The sequence below is a fragment of the Planktothrix serta PCC 8927 genome (genome assembly GCF_900010725.2).
Classification (GTDB): domain Bacteria; phylum Cyanobacteriota; class Cyanobacteriia; order Cyanobacteriales; family Microcoleaceae; genus Planktothrix; species Planktothrix serta.
In genome coordinates, this window is the sequence record NZ_LR734824.1 from 82016 (window position 1) to 96522 (window position 14507).

At 37.5% G+C, this 14507-nt stretch carries 12 protein-coding genes; 5 read left to right on the top strand and 7 right to left on the bottom strand.

All coding sequences use genetic code 11. The features are described 5' to 3' along the window. Nucleotides 1-132 precede the first annotated feature (132 nt). Complete coding sequence (gene uvrC / locus PL8927_RS00680) at nucleotides 133-1992, top strand: excinuclease ABC subunit UvrC (RefSeq protein ID WP_083616523.1); 1860 nt, start codon at nucleotides 133-135, stop codon at nucleotides 1990-1992. A gap of 76 nt (nucleotides 1993-2068) precedes the next feature. Here the strand turns inward: uvrC and PL8927_RS00685 are convergent, their stop codons facing one another. Both PL8927_RS00685 and PL8927_RS00690 read right to left on the bottom strand, forming a co-directional pair. Next, the gene (locus tag PL8927_RS00685) at nucleotides 2069-4861 is read right to left on the bottom strand and encodes a PAS domain S-box protein (RefSeq protein ID WP_083616525.1); all 2793 of its coding nucleotides are present in this window, start codon (nucleotides 4859-4861) and stop codon (nucleotides 2069-2071) included. A 32-nt stretch (nucleotides 4862-4893) separates the two neighbouring features. Further along, nucleotides 4894-5928 (bottom strand): BMP family protein, encoded by a 1035-nt coding sequence (locus PL8927_RS00690; RefSeq protein WP_083616527.1) that lies wholly within the window; start codon nucleotides 5926-5928, stop codon nucleotides 4894-4896. Between the two features lie 475 nt (nucleotides 5929-6403). On the opposite strand from PL8927_RS00690, the gene PL8927_RS00695 reads away from it, so the two are divergent. After that, nucleotides 6404-7069 carry a tetratricopeptide repeat protein gene (locus PL8927_RS00695; protein WP_231505872.1) on the top strand — a complete coding sequence of 222 codons (666 nt, stop codon included), beginning with the start codon at nucleotides 6404-6406 and terminating at the stop codon, nucleotides 7067-7069. Nucleotides 7070-7169: 100 nt separating this feature from the next. On the opposite strand, the gene leuD is transcribed toward PL8927_RS00695, so the two are convergent. Together leuD and leuC are read right to left on the bottom strand one after the other, a co-directional pair. Then, complete coding sequence (gene leuD / locus PL8927_RS00700; RefSeq protein ID WP_083616812.1) at nucleotides 7170-7763, bottom strand: 3-isopropylmalate dehydratase small subunit; 594 nt, start codon at nucleotides 7761-7763, stop codon at nucleotides 7170-7172. Nucleotides 7764-8011: 248 nt separating this feature from the next. After that, entirely contained in the window at nucleotides 8012-9415 is a 1404-nt protein-coding gene (gene leuC / locus PL8927_RS00705) for a 3-isopropylmalate dehydratase large subunit (RefSeq protein ID WP_083616530.1), read from the bottom strand. Nucleotides 9416-9647: 232 nt separating this feature from the next. Here leuC and PL8927_RS00710 point away from each other — a divergent pair, with 232 nt between their 5' ends. After that, nucleotides 9648-10217 carry a Uma2 family endonuclease gene (locus PL8927_RS00710; RefSeq protein ID WP_083616532.1) on the top strand — a complete coding sequence of 190 codons (570 nt, stop codon included), beginning with the start codon at nucleotides 9648-9650 and terminating at the stop codon, nucleotides 10215-10217. Nucleotides 10218-10225: 8 nt separating this feature from the next. Then, the gene (locus PL8927_RS00715; RefSeq protein ID WP_083616534.1) at nucleotides 10226-11176 is read left to right on the top strand and encodes a nucleotidyl transferase AbiEii/AbiGii toxin family protein; all 951 of its coding nucleotides are present in this window, start codon (nucleotides 10226-10228) and stop codon (nucleotides 11174-11176) included. On the opposite strand, the gene PL8927_RS00720 is transcribed toward PL8927_RS00715, so the two are convergent. The 3 genes from PL8927_RS00720 to PL8927_RS00730 form a co-directional block, all read right to left on the bottom strand. Continuing rightward, nucleotides 11173-11745, bottom strand: a complete 573-nt coding sequence (locus PL8927_RS00720) for a Uma2 family endonuclease (protein WP_083616535.1) — start codon at nucleotides 11743-11745, stop codon at nucleotides 11173-11175. The two genes, PL8927_RS00715 and PL8927_RS00720, sit on opposite strands and share 4 nt — an antisense overlap. A 107-nt stretch (nucleotides 11746-11852) precedes the next feature. Next, complete coding sequence (locus PL8927_RS00725; RefSeq protein WP_083616537.1) at nucleotides 11853-12548, bottom strand: hypothetical protein; 696 nt, start codon at nucleotides 12546-12548, stop codon at nucleotides 11853-11855. Between the two features lie 44 nt (nucleotides 12549-12592). Further along, complete coding sequence (locus PL8927_RS00730) at nucleotides 12593-13015, bottom strand: hypothetical protein (protein ID WP_083616539.1); 423 nt, start codon at nucleotides 13013-13015, stop codon at nucleotides 12593-12595. A 141-nt stretch (nucleotides 13016-13156) separates the two neighbouring features. On the opposite strand from PL8927_RS00730, the gene PL8927_RS00735 reads away from it, so the two are divergent. Continuing rightward, nucleotides 13157-14242, top strand: a complete 1086-nt coding sequence (locus PL8927_RS00735) for an AAA family ATPase (RefSeq protein ID WP_083616541.1) — start codon at nucleotides 13157-13159, stop codon at nucleotides 14240-14242. The last annotated feature ends 265 nt before the right edge of the window (nucleotides 14243-14507 follow it).

A 14507-nucleotide genomic window follows, 5' to 3' on the forward strand; every position in this document is an offset into this window, starting at 1 on the left:
ACAAAAGTTTTATTTTAAGAAGACGAAAATAGAAACAGAATCAGTAGGGAAATTACGATTTTTAAGACAAAACATTTTGTTATAATCAGATTATAGCAATTTAATTTCTTACATTCAAGTTTAATTCTAACCATGTCATCGATTATAACTCTTCCTTTAGTTAAAGACCCAGAACGTTTAGAAAAACAGTTACGCGATATTCCTCCGGTTTCTGGGGTGTATTTGATGCGAGATCATCAGGATAATATTCTTTATATTGGCAAGTCTAAGAAATTGCGATCGCGGGTTCGTTCTTATTTTCGAGAACAACATCATCATACCCCCAGAATTTCTTTAATGGTGCAACAAATTACCGAGATAGAATTTATTGTTACGGACACAGAAGCGGAAGCCTTAGCGTTAGAAGCCAATTTAGTTAAACAACATCAACCCCATTTTAATGTTCTCCTCAAAGATGATAAAAAATACCCCTATTTGTGCATTACTTGGTCGGAAGATTATCCGCGAATTTTTATTACCCGAAAACGTCGTTTAGGAAATCAAAAAGACCGTTATTATGGCCCCTATGTGGATACAAGGGTATTGAGAAATACGCTGCATTTAGTTAAGCGAATTTTTCCCCTGCGTCAACGTCCGAAACCGTTATTTAAAGATCGTCCTTGTTTAAATTATGATATTGGTCGCTGTCCGGGGGTTTGTCAACTGTTAATTTCTCCCGAAGACTATCGAAAAATAGTTCAAAAAGTGGCGATGATTTTTCAAGGTCGATCAACGGAACTGATGGATCATTTAACCGAACAAATGGAACAAGCTGCTGAAGAATTAAACTTTGAAATGGCTGCAAAAATTCGAGATCAAATTCAAGGGTTACAATCTTTAAATGCCGAGCAGAAAGTCTCTTTACCCGATGATCGAGTCTCCCGCGATGCGATCGCACTAGCGGCTAATTCTAAACAAGCTTGTGTGCAATTATTCCAAATTCGAGCCGGACAATTAGTCGGACGATTAGGGTTTACCGCCGCCGTCCCGACCGAGTTAAAATTAACAGAAATGGGGTTAATTTTACAACGGGTTTTAGAAGAACATTATCAAACGGTTGATACTGTTGAAATTCCCAGCGAAATATTAGTTCAATATGAATTACCCGATGAATCTATTCTAACAGATTGGTTGAGCGATCGCAAGGGAAAAAAAGTAACAATTTTAACCCCCCAACGCCAACTCAAAGCCGAGTTAATTGAGATGGTAGAACGCAATGCGGAATATGAATTAGAACGGGTGCAAAAATTAAGCGATCGCAATACCGCAGCGATGGAAGATTTAGCAGAAATTCTGGATTTACTCGACATTCCTCACCGTATAGAAGGTTATGATATTTCCCATATTCAAGGGTCAGATGCTGTTGCTTCCCGTGTCGTATTTATTGAAGGTTTACCCGCCCCACAATACTATCGTCATTATAAGATTAAAAACCCCACGGTTCAAGCCGGACATTCCGATGATTTTGCCAGTTTAGCGGAAGTAATTCAGCGACGGTTTCGAGACTATTTTACCTCAACAGATAAACCGGATTTAATCATGATTGATGGGGGAAAAGGTCAACTGTCGGCGGTGGTAGCTGTATTACAAGAGATGAATTTATTAGAGGAAATTCGAGTAGTTAGTTTAGCCAAACAACGAGAAGAAATCTTTTTACCTGGAGAAAGTTTTCCCTTAGAAACTGATCCCGAACAACCGGGGGTTCAATTATTAAGAAGATTACGCGATGAAGCTCATCGGTTTGCGGTTAGTTTTCATCGGAATAAACGCAGTGAACGAATGAAGCGATCGCGTTTAGATGACATTCCAGGGTTAGGACATCATCGTCAAAAATTACTATTAGCCCATTTTCGTTCTATTGATTATATTAGAATGGCAACCTTAGAACAGTTAGCTGAAGTATCAGGAATTGGCTCAAAATTAGCCCAACAAATTTATGATTATTTTCATTAAAGTAGTGAGGCGTGAACGCCTCAGAAAGCCCTGAAGGGCTTACTACTTTTCAGAAAGCCCTGAAGGGCTTACTACTTTAATGTTGATGTAGGGGAATTTCAATAATAAATTCAGTTCCTTGACCTAGTTCTGAATTACATTGAATTGAACCTTTATGTTTTTCAACAATAATTTGATAACTAATCGATAATCCTAACCCTGTTCCTTTTCCGACGGGTTTGGTGGTAAAAAAGGGATTAAATAAGTTAGATTTAACGTTTTCTGACATTCCCATGCCATTATCTGCAATTTTAATTCTAACCCATTGTTGATCAAGCAGTTCAGTTTGAACTGTAATTCGACCCTGATTGTGCCGAGGTTGTTGGACAGAGGAATTATGACCCCAATTTTCTAAAGCATCAATGGAATTAGAAATTAAATTCATAAACACTTGATTTAATTGTCCAGCATAACATTCAACTAAAGGAATATTGTCATATTTTTTAATAATTTGAATAGCTTGATGTTGGGATTTTTCCTTTAAACGATTGTGTAAAATCAATAAAGTATTATCAATTCCTTGATGAATATCAACGGCTTTCATTTCGGCTTCATCTAACCGAGAAAAATTCCGAAGCGAAAGAACAATTTCTCGAATTCGGTTGGCTCCCATTTTCATAGAATTGAGAATATTAGGCATATCTTCAATTAAAAATTCTAGATCCGAATCCTCGGCAAAATCAATAATTTCAGGGGGGGGATCAGGATAATGATTTTGATAAACTTTGATAAAATTTAATAAAGTTTCCGTATATTCTTGAGCATGAATTAAGTTACCATAAATAAAATTAACCGGGTTATTAATTTCATGGGCAACTCCGGCCACAAGTTGACCTAAACTCGACATTTTTTCAGCTTGAATTAATTGCGTTTGAGCTTGGCGAAAATTAGTTAATGCGATTTCGGCTTCTTCTTTCGCCTGTCGCATGGCTTCTTCTGCTTGTTTGCGATCAGTAATATCAGTAATTGTACCAACATAACCAATAACTTCTCCCTGAGAATTCATCTCAGCCGCCGCTTGACCATACACCCAAGTAATCTTGCCATCAGGACGTTGTATACGGTATTCAGACCCAAATAAAACTTGATTTTTAGCGCAGTTTTCCCAGTCTTGATATACTCTAATTTGATCTTCGGAATAAACCGCAAGAGACCAACCTTTTCCCATCGCTTCCTCTAAATTTAATCCAGCAATTTCAGTCCATCGCTGATTAACATAAAGACAGTTTCCCTGATTATCTGTATGGAAAATTCCCACCGGAGAAACTTCAGCTAATGTTGCATAACGTTTCTCACTATTTCTCAACGCTTGTTCTGCATTTCGTTGTTCTGTTACATCTACACCAACACTGACAATATAGTCAATTTCTTTGGCTTCATTGAGTAAGATTGTATCCGACCAACTAATAATTCGTTGCTCTCCATTTTTTGTGATCCAACAGGCTTCGTAATATTTAGGAAATTGATCAATGAGTAAAAAAGTAAAATTGGCTTTAACTTTAGGTGCTTCATCTGGGTCTAAAAACACATCCCAAACATAGCGATTTCTAATTTCATCAAAAGTGTATTGGGTTGTTTGTTCAAAGGCTCGGTTAAATCGAACAATCCGACCTTTAGCATCTAGTAAAACCACTAATGCCCCTGCAATATCTAAAATAGCAGCAATAAAATTTCGTTCCTTTTCAATGGCTGCAAATAACTCATCAATTTGAGTCGTCATTTGATTAAAAGTTGTGGCTAATACCCCTAATTCATTAGAACATTGCACATCAACTTGGGTTTTCAAATCTCCTTGACTGATTTGTAATGCAGCTTGGGTTAATTTTTTTAAGGGTAAAATAATTTGCCGACTATGAAATATACTGATACCAATAGCAAAACCTGTAATTAAAATCACAGTTCCCCCCATGACAAAAATCATCTGATAAATGGGAGCATAAGCTTCTGTGATCGGAAGTTCAACGACCAAAGACCAATTAACACTAGGAATTACTGATGTCGCCCCCAAAACCTCTACATTTTTTAACCCTAGATAATGATTTATTTTTAATTTTTTATTATCTAAAATATCTTGAATTGACTCAATAATTTTAGGATTTTTTAAATTTTGAATCTTAAAGATTTTAGATTTATTTTCAGGAGTAGTAAAGACTCGATTTCGTTCATCGACAACATAAACATATCCAGTTTGACCCACTTGAGTCTGAGACAGAACAAAACTGAGAAAACCCAAGTCAATTTCAGCGAATAAAACGCCATCAATTCGATCTAAATTATCTCGAATGGGAACAGACATCACCATTTTATATTTCCGATCATGAGGATCAAACTCAATAGTTCCTACATAATCTTCCTCTTGTTTAAAAGCTCGAATAAATAAGGGAGAATCTGTATAATTTTTTCTTAAAGTTTGATCATCAGTGAGTATAGATGTAATCACCTCTCCCTGACGGTTTAAAATAGCAACTAAATGATAGGCTTCATTATGACGAACTAATCCTTCTATCAAGTTTTGTTGAATATCCGGGGTTAAATCTGTTAACCCTTTAACCCGTGCTAAATAACTTAATTTTCGTTGTAAATCATCTATATAGTTATTAATTTGATAAGCAATAACTTGCGATCGCTCACTTTGTAGAGATTGTAACTGTTTCATCTGAGATTCATAACTCAGATAAATCAATAATCCGCCACTGGTTAAAGCACTGATTAGCCCGACAAAGAGTAAACTGCTACGGAGTTGCTTGGCTAGGGAAAAAAATCGCGGGTTGGGGGATAAAATAGAACCCCGAAACCTAGATAAAAAATGATGTTTCTCCGCTTGACTCATGATTTTTCCAATAACAGGGAAATGATCTATTTTTATTTATTGTAGTCTGTTGTTGGCTCGGAAGGTGTAATATCAATTTTTCCAGTCACTACTTGTTGTTTGATCTGATTAAATTTTGCCTCTTCTTCTGGCGTTAATGTGCCTCTAAAGGGGGCAAAATCATAGATTTTTTCGCGTAACCCATATTTATATTGTTTGCCTTCCCATCGTCCTTGCTGAACTAAAGTTGCAATTTTTAAGACTAATTCAGGAATATTCTGTAAGACACTGGTTAAAACTTTTCCCGGAGCTAGATTATATTGATCTTTCGTCCAACCAATACCATAAACTCCTGGTTTTTCACCAGCTAATTTTAAGGCTGTAAGTCCAGCTACATCTGCGTTAATTGCGATAACATCAACTCCTTGTTTTAACCAATCTAGGGCGACTTTATTGCCTTTTTCTGTATCTATCCAAGTCTGTAAAAATTTAGTATAGACTTCAATATTGGGTTTGGTTTCAGTTGCACCCCGTCTAAATAATTCTTCTTCTTCTTTATAAAAAGGGTAATCAAATCCTACCATATAAGCGACTTTATTTGTCTTAGTTTTTATCGCTGCTAATGCTCCCGTCAGATAACCCACTTCCCCAGAACGAAAGGCAACTGCCCCTAAGTTTTTATTATTCCCAGCATAGGTTGTGACTAAAGCAAATTTGGTTTCTGGAAAATCTTTAGCCACATTTTCCATGGCTTTAATATAACCACCACTATGACCAATAATTAAATCATATCCCTGTTCTGCATAGCGACGAATCAAGGCTTCACTGTCTGCGTCTAATATATTATCGATGTAACTAATTTCAGTATTATATTGTTTTTCAATTAATTTTAATCCTTCATAATTAGCTTGAGTCCAACTACCATCCTGAATAGAACCCGATAAAATACTAGCCACTTTAAATTGACTCTGAGAATCTGAGGGAGAGGTGGTTAATTCTTCTTGATTAAACTGGCTACAACTCACAATAATAACTAAAGTGATGAGTCCCAGTAGGATGTTTGTTAAAAACTTGGGTGTCTGGAGCATATAATTCCTGAAAGTTGATGTGAATTTTAACCTTGAATTCAAATGACTTGAATTGTCATTGCACCCGGGCAGAACGTTATATTAGATAGAATTATAATTGAGGTTCAGTTTCTTTCTCGGTGATCAGAAATTTTAAAAGGCTGGGGGACTCAATCTGTTGTAGCATACAATTAGTCCCAAGGGTAGATCTGGGTTTTTCTTTTGTCAGCATTGCGATCGCTTGCTGGAGGACTTTTCAAGCAGACATTCAGTTCAAGCTGATTGAGGGAAAGTTAGATGAAATGATTCCTTTAACTTAGATCGAATTGTTCCCGTATTTCGGGAAAATGGACGCACCAATCATGAGGAAATTTTCTTAGATTATTATAGCCAATTAACAGCACTAGGTTGCCATAAAGAAACTCAACGAATTCTTTTTGAAGCAGATTTTGAACAATATCAAGATTGGACTCCTCACGAACGCCAGCAAAAAATATTGGAAATTAAAGAACTTCTTCAGGAACCCTTTCAAACTCATCAAAGCCAAGCTAATTTATGGTTAAAAATTGGTAATCTTTTTCTTGGCAATCAGGAATATGAAGAAGCTATTTATTCTTATGATAAAGTTGTAGAATTTAAACCTGATTATCATGGTGCTTGGAACAACCGAGGCATTGCTTCAGCTAATTTAGGGCAGTTAAAAGAAGCGATTTATTCCTTTGACAAAGCTGTAGAATTTAAACCCGACTATCACGAAGCTTGGAGCAACCGAGGCATTGCTTTAGCTAATTTAGGACAGTTAGAAGCAGCGATTGAATCATACGACAAGGCTTTAGAATTTAAACCCGACTATCACGAAGCTTTAGAATTTAAACCGGATGATCATCAAGTCTGGAACTACCGAGGCAATGCTTTAGTAAAATTAGGACAATTAGAATTAGCAATTAATTCTTTTGGCAAGGCTTTAGAGTTAAATCTTAATGATGCTAATACTTTATATAATAAAGCCTATGCTTATGCCTTACAAAATCAGGTTGAACTCGCGATTGAAAATCTGCAACAAGCGATTAATTTAGATCCAGAATATCGAGAGATGGCAAAAACGGATTCTGATTTTGATTCTATTCGCTCTGATCCTCGTTTTCAAGCGTTGTTGAGTTGAAATAAATTTCTGTTTTATCAATCTAGGAATCAAAGCTTTTTAACCCTATCAATGTTGAAAATAACAAGGAAGCTGAACGCCTCCTTGCGATTTTTAGGCTTTAACTTGCCCAGTTCAGATAAGGTAATTTTGTGAAGGTTTCTCGAATTTGATCAACATTGGCAATTAATTGTCCGCAACTATCCCACAGTCCCGTTATAAACGATTGACGAGAACCGGCATTCATATTTACATCAATAGTTAAATCCCCACAGTGGGCTTTCATGGCTTCTAAATCAACGGTGACAGTTGCTTCAGGATTGGCTTTTAATGCTTCTTGAAATGCCTTAACTGCCTCCGCTTCTGCCGTAACACAGGGAATGCCAATCGCTACGCAGTTTCCCAAAAATATTTCTGCAAAACTTTCACCAATAATCGCTTGAATTCCCCATTTAGCAATCGCTTGGGGGGCGTGTTCCCGTGAAGAACCACAGCCAAAATTAGCATTCACAACTAATAGATTAGCTCCTTGATATTCGGGTAAATCAAAGGCGTGTTTACCCTGCATTTGTTGGCGATCATCGGCAAAGACTTGTTCCCCTAATCCATCAAAGGTAACACACCGTAAAAACCGAGCGGGAATAATCCGATCGGTATCAATATCACTGCCGACTAAAGGAATTCCTTTTCCTGAAATACTTTGAATTTTACTCATGGTTAATGTTCTGTCGTTAATATTAAGAAATCGTTGACTTTGTTCTTTTGATTCGTTATGACCTCTCCCCCAACCCCTCGACCGCATGGAGAGGCGTGAAGAATTCTGGTATTAAATGTTTACTCATGTCTAAACTGCTCCCCATTCCGAATAAAAATATTCTTCCTTTTCCCTCTCCTTGTAGGAGAGGGCAGGGAGAGGTGGAGAGGGTAGGGAGAGGTGGGAAGGGGGTTGGGGGGTTAGGTCACTTACAGCAACTCCCGTACATCCGTAACCACCCCGTTAATGGCCGCCGCCACTACCATCGCCGGACTCATCAACAACGTGCGTCCGTGAGCAGAACCCTGACGGCCTTTAAAATTGCGGTTAGAAGAGGATGCACTCAGTTGATTTCCCTGTAATTTATCGGGGTTCATCGCCAAACACATCGAACACCCCGCCTCGCGCCATTCAAACCCTGCCGTTTCAAATATTTTATCAAGTCCTTCCGCTTCCGCTTCCGCTTTCACCCGTTCAGAACCCGGTACGACAAAAGCTTTCACCCCATTGGCGACTTTCCGACCTTGGGCAAATTTAGCGGCTTCTCGCAGGTCACTCAGGCGGCCATTGGTGCAACTGCCAATAAAACAGACGTCCACTTTTGTCCCTTGAATCGGGGTTCCAGGGGCAAATTCCATATATTGATAGGCTTCTTTGGCCACATCCCGATCGCTTTCTGGAATCTGCTCTAAATCAGGAATCAACTCGTTAACGGCCATTCCCTGTCCTGGGGTAATGCCCCAAGTTAGGGTCGGAGCAATATCCGCAGCATCAAATTTTACCAGATCATCATAAACTGCATCCGTATCACTACGGATACTATTCCACCAGGCAACGGCCTTTTCCCAGTCGTCTACTTTGGGGGCAAAATCTCGACCTTTCAAATAGTCGTAAGTCACCTGATCCGGGTTCACATAGCCACAGCGAGCGCCGCCTTCAATGGACATATTACAAACCGTCATCCGTTCTTCCATTGACATCGCCTCAATAGTGCTTCCGGCGAATTCATAGGCATACCCGACACCGCCTTTTACCCCCAATGTACGGATAATATGCAGCACAACATCCTTGGCATAAACCCCCGGTGGCAGTTCTCCATTCACTTCAATGCGGCGCACCTTCAGTTTCCCTAACGCCAGGGTTTGAGACGCCAGAACATCCCGAACTTGAGACGTCCCGATGCCAAAAGCGATCGCCCCAAATGCTCCATGAGTGGAGGTGTGGGAGTCACCACAAGCAATGGTCATCCCCGGTTGAGTTAACCCCTGTTCCGGTGCGATGACGTGAACAATGCCTTGATTTCCTGACCCGATATTGTAAAAACGGATACCATGCTCTTGACAACTTTGTTCTAAAGACTGCATCATCTCTTCCGCCAAGGTATCCACAAAGGGACGAGCTTGGTTATCGGTGGGGACGATATGATCCACTGTAGCGACGGTGCGTTCAGGATAGAGGACGGTGAGATGGCGATCGCGCAACATCGCAAACGCCTGGGGACTGGTAACTTCATGGATCAGGTGCAGACCAATGAAGAGTTGAGTCTGTCCTGAAGGGAGAGTTCCAACGGTATGCAACTCCCATACTTTATCAAATAGTGTTCTTTCGCTCATAGAATCTGAAAAATAATTGCGTTTGTAACGCTCTCTATACTGGTATTTATTTTAGCGGTTAATGGGACACAAATGGTTAAAAAGGGATAAAATAACGGATTTTTTTAATAGTATTTTGAAAATAACTTGTCTAAACTGATCAATATTCACTCATTTTTAATTAATCTTTAAAAATCATTCAAATTTCAATAAAATATGATAAAATAACATTTAACTCTACCCTCTTTTTATCATGAATCCAACTCTGGCAGAATCAATGAAGTGGACAACAGCCGATTTAGAGTTGTTGTCAAACGATGAGTGGAAACGTTATGAAATTATTGCGGGAGAATTATTTGTGACTAGAGCACCAGATTGGAATCATCAACGGATTTGCGGTAATATCTATGCAGAATTAAATGCTTGGTCACGTCGCACAAACTTAGGGGAACCTGCAATGACCCCTGGAATTATTTATACTGAATCTGATAATGTCATTCCTGATGTGGTTTGGGTCAGTCGAGAAAAATTAGCAACGTTATTAGATAGTTCAGGACATTTAACAGGTTCTCCTGAATTAGTCGTTGAAGTGTTATCCCCAGGAAAAGAAAATGAAAGACGGGATAAACAAGCAAAGTTAAAACTCTATTCTATTCAAGGTGTTCAGGAATATTGGATTGTTGATCAAAATCAACAGCAAATTCAAGTTTATCGTCGTCAAAATCATCAGTTAGCTTTAGCTGAAACCTTATCAATAACGGATGAAATCACCTCTCCACTTTTACCCGAATTTCGCTGTCAAGTTGAACTATTTTTTAATTAAAACCAATCATGAATCAGCATTCTATTCCTGAACAATTGCCCTTTTTAGAGCGTTTATGTTGGCAAAGAATAGGAATTGAAAATTTAACGCCGTTGGAAATGCTAAAACGGTATGAACGGGGATGGCATTATCGAGATATTTTTGGGGAAATTAATCCAACGGAAGCCGAATTTATTCAACAACTGGCTCAACAGTATAATTCTTGGTTATTCAATCAAATGTTTACACAAAACTTTCATCAAAAAATTATTACTGTTCTCCATCAACTCAATCCTAATTTCTTACAAGACTGTCAGGCTTATTTTGGTGGCGGAACATTCATCTGTTTAAACTATGGAGAATATCGCCTGAGTAAAGATATTGATTTTCTCTGTTCCACAGGTTGCGGTTATCGATTATTAAGACAATCTCTGGGTCAAAATAAATATAACGCTTTATTTAATACTCAAAATAATATCACCTTTCCCCAAGAAATACAAGCCAATCAATATGGCATTAGATTTCCTTTATTAATAGAAGGAACCTTAATCAAATTTGAAATTATTATGGAAGGAAGAATTGAACTAGAAGCACCCGCTTTTCCTCAATGGTCGTCTGTTCCTTGCTTAAGTTTAATTGATTGTTTTGCAGAAAAACTATTAGCCAATGCTGACCGATGGATTGATATTTCAGTAGAATCACGGGATTTAATTGATTTATCTGTATTAAGATTAAATACTTCTATTCCTTCCCAAGCGATCGCAAAATCAGAAGCAGCTTATCCTGTGATTGAACCGTTAAAGGAGGCGATCGCAAATTTTCAACAAAAACCCAATTATCGAGATAAATGTTTTCAATCTCTAAGAATTAATAACCCTGTTGCGATTATTGACGGTTTAGATTTATTAGCGGTTGATTTTGGGTTAGAACCCACAGAAAGAACGTTTAGGGAATGTTTAGATCAAGATGAATTTATTTAACTCGGATTCAGTTTTAACCAACTGAAGATATCCCTTAAGGTTAAAGTTAAATTAGAGATAAATTCAGGAACCGGAATTACAGCATCAAGTTCCTCTAAAAATATCGGTTGTTGTCCTGAAGGATAAACAAAAATAGACTTTTCCTCTGGAACAATTAACCATCCCATCTGACAACCCGAATTTAAACAATGTAAAATCTTTTTAGTGACTTTAGTGGTACTTTGGTCTGGGGATAAAATCTCAATTGTCCAGTCAGGATGAGCATTAAAGGTATTAGCAATATCTCCATCTTCATCAAGGGGAATTCTATCCCACACAAAAACCGCTACATCAGGAACAATAGAACGACCGCTAAAGGTACATCTTAACTCAGGTAAAGCTAAAGCGATCGCTTGTTGTTCAGCAATATTATTAATGACTGTAACTAATTTACCTTGTAATTTACTATGTTTTCCTTGTGGCATGGGTTTCTGGATAATTTGACCATCGATATATTCACTAGCGGGTTTTGTTTCGGGTAACTTCAGAAATTCTTCTAAGGTCAATGTTTTGTTAAGAATTTGTACCATTATTAATTCCCTTGTTCAAATTTTAACCAGTCTGATTCAATTATAACCCTGTAGGGGCGAGGCGCGCCTCGCCCCTACGAGATATTGGGATATTATCAAAAATATCACTAAGCAATATTTCGTTGTTGTGACCAAAATTGACCGACTCTTAATTTCCACTTTTCCCAATATTCCATCAATTCCTGAGATTCAATTAAGGTAATATCAACTTCATAGGGAGTAACAGTAATAATAATCCCGTGATTAATATTAACTCCGTAGGGTTGACCATATTGTCGGTTTAACGCTGCAATATAAGCAGCAACTTGTAATTTTTGTTCGGGGTAAACGGTCGGTTTAACCGAGTTAGAAAACTTAAATTCAATCACGCTTTCTGGATAATTATTTAACCGTCCAACACAGCGAACCTGTCCTGCAAAGCCTTCATAATGGTGGAAAACATAACCTTTTAATAATCTAATATTATGAATATTATTTAAAACGGGTTCGAGATGTTCCCAATGGCGTTTAAGAATTACGGGACAGGGAGTAGAATCACCGTTAAAATAATATTCAATTTGTTTATGTCCCCGTTTGCCAATTTGACAAGCTAAATTAATCATTTCTCTTGATTCTGATGTCTGTTTTTTCTGCCAATTCCTAAATATTGCTTTTTCAGCAGGCGATCGCGTTTCTTCAGTAATATGGGTAACGCTAGGCTCAAAATTAAATCGTTGATCCTCAATTCCCTTCATTCCATTACGTCCAGTTGGTTTACCAAAATAGGGAGGAAGGGGGTTTTTAGACCAAAATTGATTTTTCATGATTTTTTAACCTAAATTAAGTGTTTTGCTGTATATCTGAGTGATCACCAAGAACGAGTTAAAATCAAATCTCCATCTCTAAAAACCTTGATATAAGGTTGATTTAAAGTTCGTTGCAGGTTTGTGGCATACTCCAAAACACTGCCCCAATGTTGATTTAGAGATTGTGTGTTCATCCAAGCGATCGCAATTCCTATCACCCTGGTTTTAACCTCCTTGTTTACACAGGCGTAGGTCTGACCCATTTCTAAATAAGCAGTTTCAGAGAAATATTGATTCAGATGTTGCCAAGTTGGTTTTAGGTGAAATTGGCTATCTGGTATAATTACAGCGATCCAATGGCTACTACTCCCAATTGACAGAGAGAGGGTCTGTACTAATCGAGAGACTTTGGAAACAACGTTAGGATCAGCCTTAACCTTTGGAATAAAGGCAGTTTGAGATTTATTATTCATTTGCGTGTACATAAAGCGCAATTGCGTATCTATTTACGTTAATATCATAAACCATACTTGTCTTTAGATGTCAAGTGCCTTAGACCTGAAATTTTTAGTTTACGCATAGCAGTAGGTAGTCATCCACGCCAAAGTAGATTACAATATACGCAAATGCGTATTCAACAAGATCAGATGGATTCTATAAGTCAAGAGGAGTCTGCTAAATTTGAGCAGACATTAGCTAACCTACCTGCGCGAAGGAGAGAGATCCTGCTGAAGTTGTTGGTAGGAGAGACAGATGATCAAATTTCAGAGTCATTGGCGATTCACCCAGGAACAGTCAGAAAGCAGATTTCAAACCTATGTGATGACTTTGGCTTAAAGGATGTTGAAGGTGAACGACGTCCTAAACGTGCTGACTTGATTACTCTGGTGGCTAAATGCAAACCAGAACTATTAGGATCAAACACAGTAGCAATAAAAAACCCTATTGTTCAGCCAGAACAAAATTTATCTACCAGTTTGCCTAATCCATTCGTTCCAATAAACGGATTTATCAATAATCCTCAACTATTTTTTGGTAGAGAGAAAGAAATTAAAAGGATATTTGAAACTCTCAATAGTGGGAGTAGTGTTGCCATAATTGGAGAACGACAAATTGGCAAATCTTCGCTATTAATGGAAATTAGCCGACAAGCCAAAACCCTATTGTTACAACCCCGTGAACCAATTTATCTGAATTTACAAGATATTCATGACGATGACGACTTTTATCAATTCTTGTGTGACTCTGTAGGAATTGATTTTTGTAAAGGTTATCGTCTCTCTCGAAATTTACAAAATCATCGATTATTGTTAATTATTGATGAATTGGAAAAAATGACCTGGGATGGTTTTACCAATAATATTCGGGGACAACTGCGAGGATTAGCAGAAGGAATGAATGCACCTTTACGCCTAGTTGTTGCAGCTTGCACCTCTTTAGATCAATTATTTCCCGATAGTCAAGATATTGGGATGACTTCTCCCTTTACTGGAATTTGTATTGAGTATAAATTAGAAAAATGGGATGAAAAAACTATTAGGGAGTTTATTGCTAGTCGTCTTAATTTCCCTTTATTAACACCAGACTCTAAAAATATAACTTTTAGTGAGGATCAAATCAAGCAATTAATTAATGACAGTGAGGGTCATCCTCAAAAATTAATGGTGTTATGTAATCAAACCTTTAACTGTTACTTGGAGAAATTATCATGAGTTTAACACAAAATCCAGTTCCTCATTTAGATTTAGCCCCTAAATTATATCGTTCTCTTTCCTTAAAAAATCCCTTAGATTACTTAAGGGTCTTTTACTGGTTTTTTTTCTTCCCACAAGCTTTGCGTTTATTTGAAGGTAAAATATACAAATTAATATTTATAGGATTAACTATAATTAGCTTTTTAATATCTTTAATAACTTTTTTATCTATCTACATATTTAATGCAAATATACCGATTTCAAATTATTTTATATTTTTTAT

What these genes read in the sequence shown, in the direction of transcription:
- PL8927_RS00690 (WP_083616527.1), bottom strand. Translation starts at nt 5,928, where the DNA reads ATGCTCCAGACACCCAAGTTTTTAACAAACATCCTACTGGGACTCATC.
- PL8927_RS00735 (WP_083616541.1), top strand. Translation starts at nt 13,157, where the DNA reads ATGCGTATTCAACAAGATCAGATGGATTCTATAAGTCAAGAGGAGTCT.
- uvrC (WP_083616523.1), top strand. Translation starts at nt 133, where the DNA reads ATGTCATCGATTATAACTCTTCCTTTAGTTAAAGACCCAGAACGTTTA.
- PL8927_RS00720 (WP_083616535.1), bottom strand. Translation starts at nt 11,745, where the DNA reads ATGGTACAAATTCTTAACAAAACATTGACCTTAGAAGAATTTCTGAAG.
- PL8927_RS00715 (WP_083616534.1), top strand. Translation starts at nt 10,226, where the DNA reads ATGAATCAGCATTCTATTCCTGAACAATTGCCCTTTTTAGAGCGTTTA.
- PL8927_RS00730 (WP_083616539.1), bottom strand. Translation starts at nt 13,015, where the DNA reads ATGTACACGCAAATGAATAATAAATCTCAAACTGCCTTTATTCCAAAG.
- PL8927_RS00685 (WP_083616525.1), bottom strand. Translation starts at nt 4,861, where the DNA reads ATGAGTCAAGCGGAGAAACATCATTTTTTATCTAGGTTTCGGGGTTCT.
- leuC (WP_083616530.1), bottom strand. Translation starts at nt 9,415, where the DNA reads ATGAGCGAAAGAACACTATTTGATAAAGTATGGGAGTTGCATACCGTT.
- PL8927_RS00710 (WP_083616532.1), top strand. Translation starts at nt 9,648, where the DNA reads ATGAATCCAACTCTGGCAGAATCAATGAAGTGGACAACAGCCGATTTA.
- leuD (WP_083616812.1), bottom strand. Translation starts at nt 7,763, where the DNA reads ATGAGTAAAATTCAAAGTATTTCAGGAAAAGGAATTCCTTTAGTCGGC.
- PL8927_RS00725 (WP_083616537.1), bottom strand. Translation starts at nt 12,548, where the DNA reads ATGAAAAATCAATTTTGGTCTAAAAACCCCCTTCCTCCCTATTTTGGT.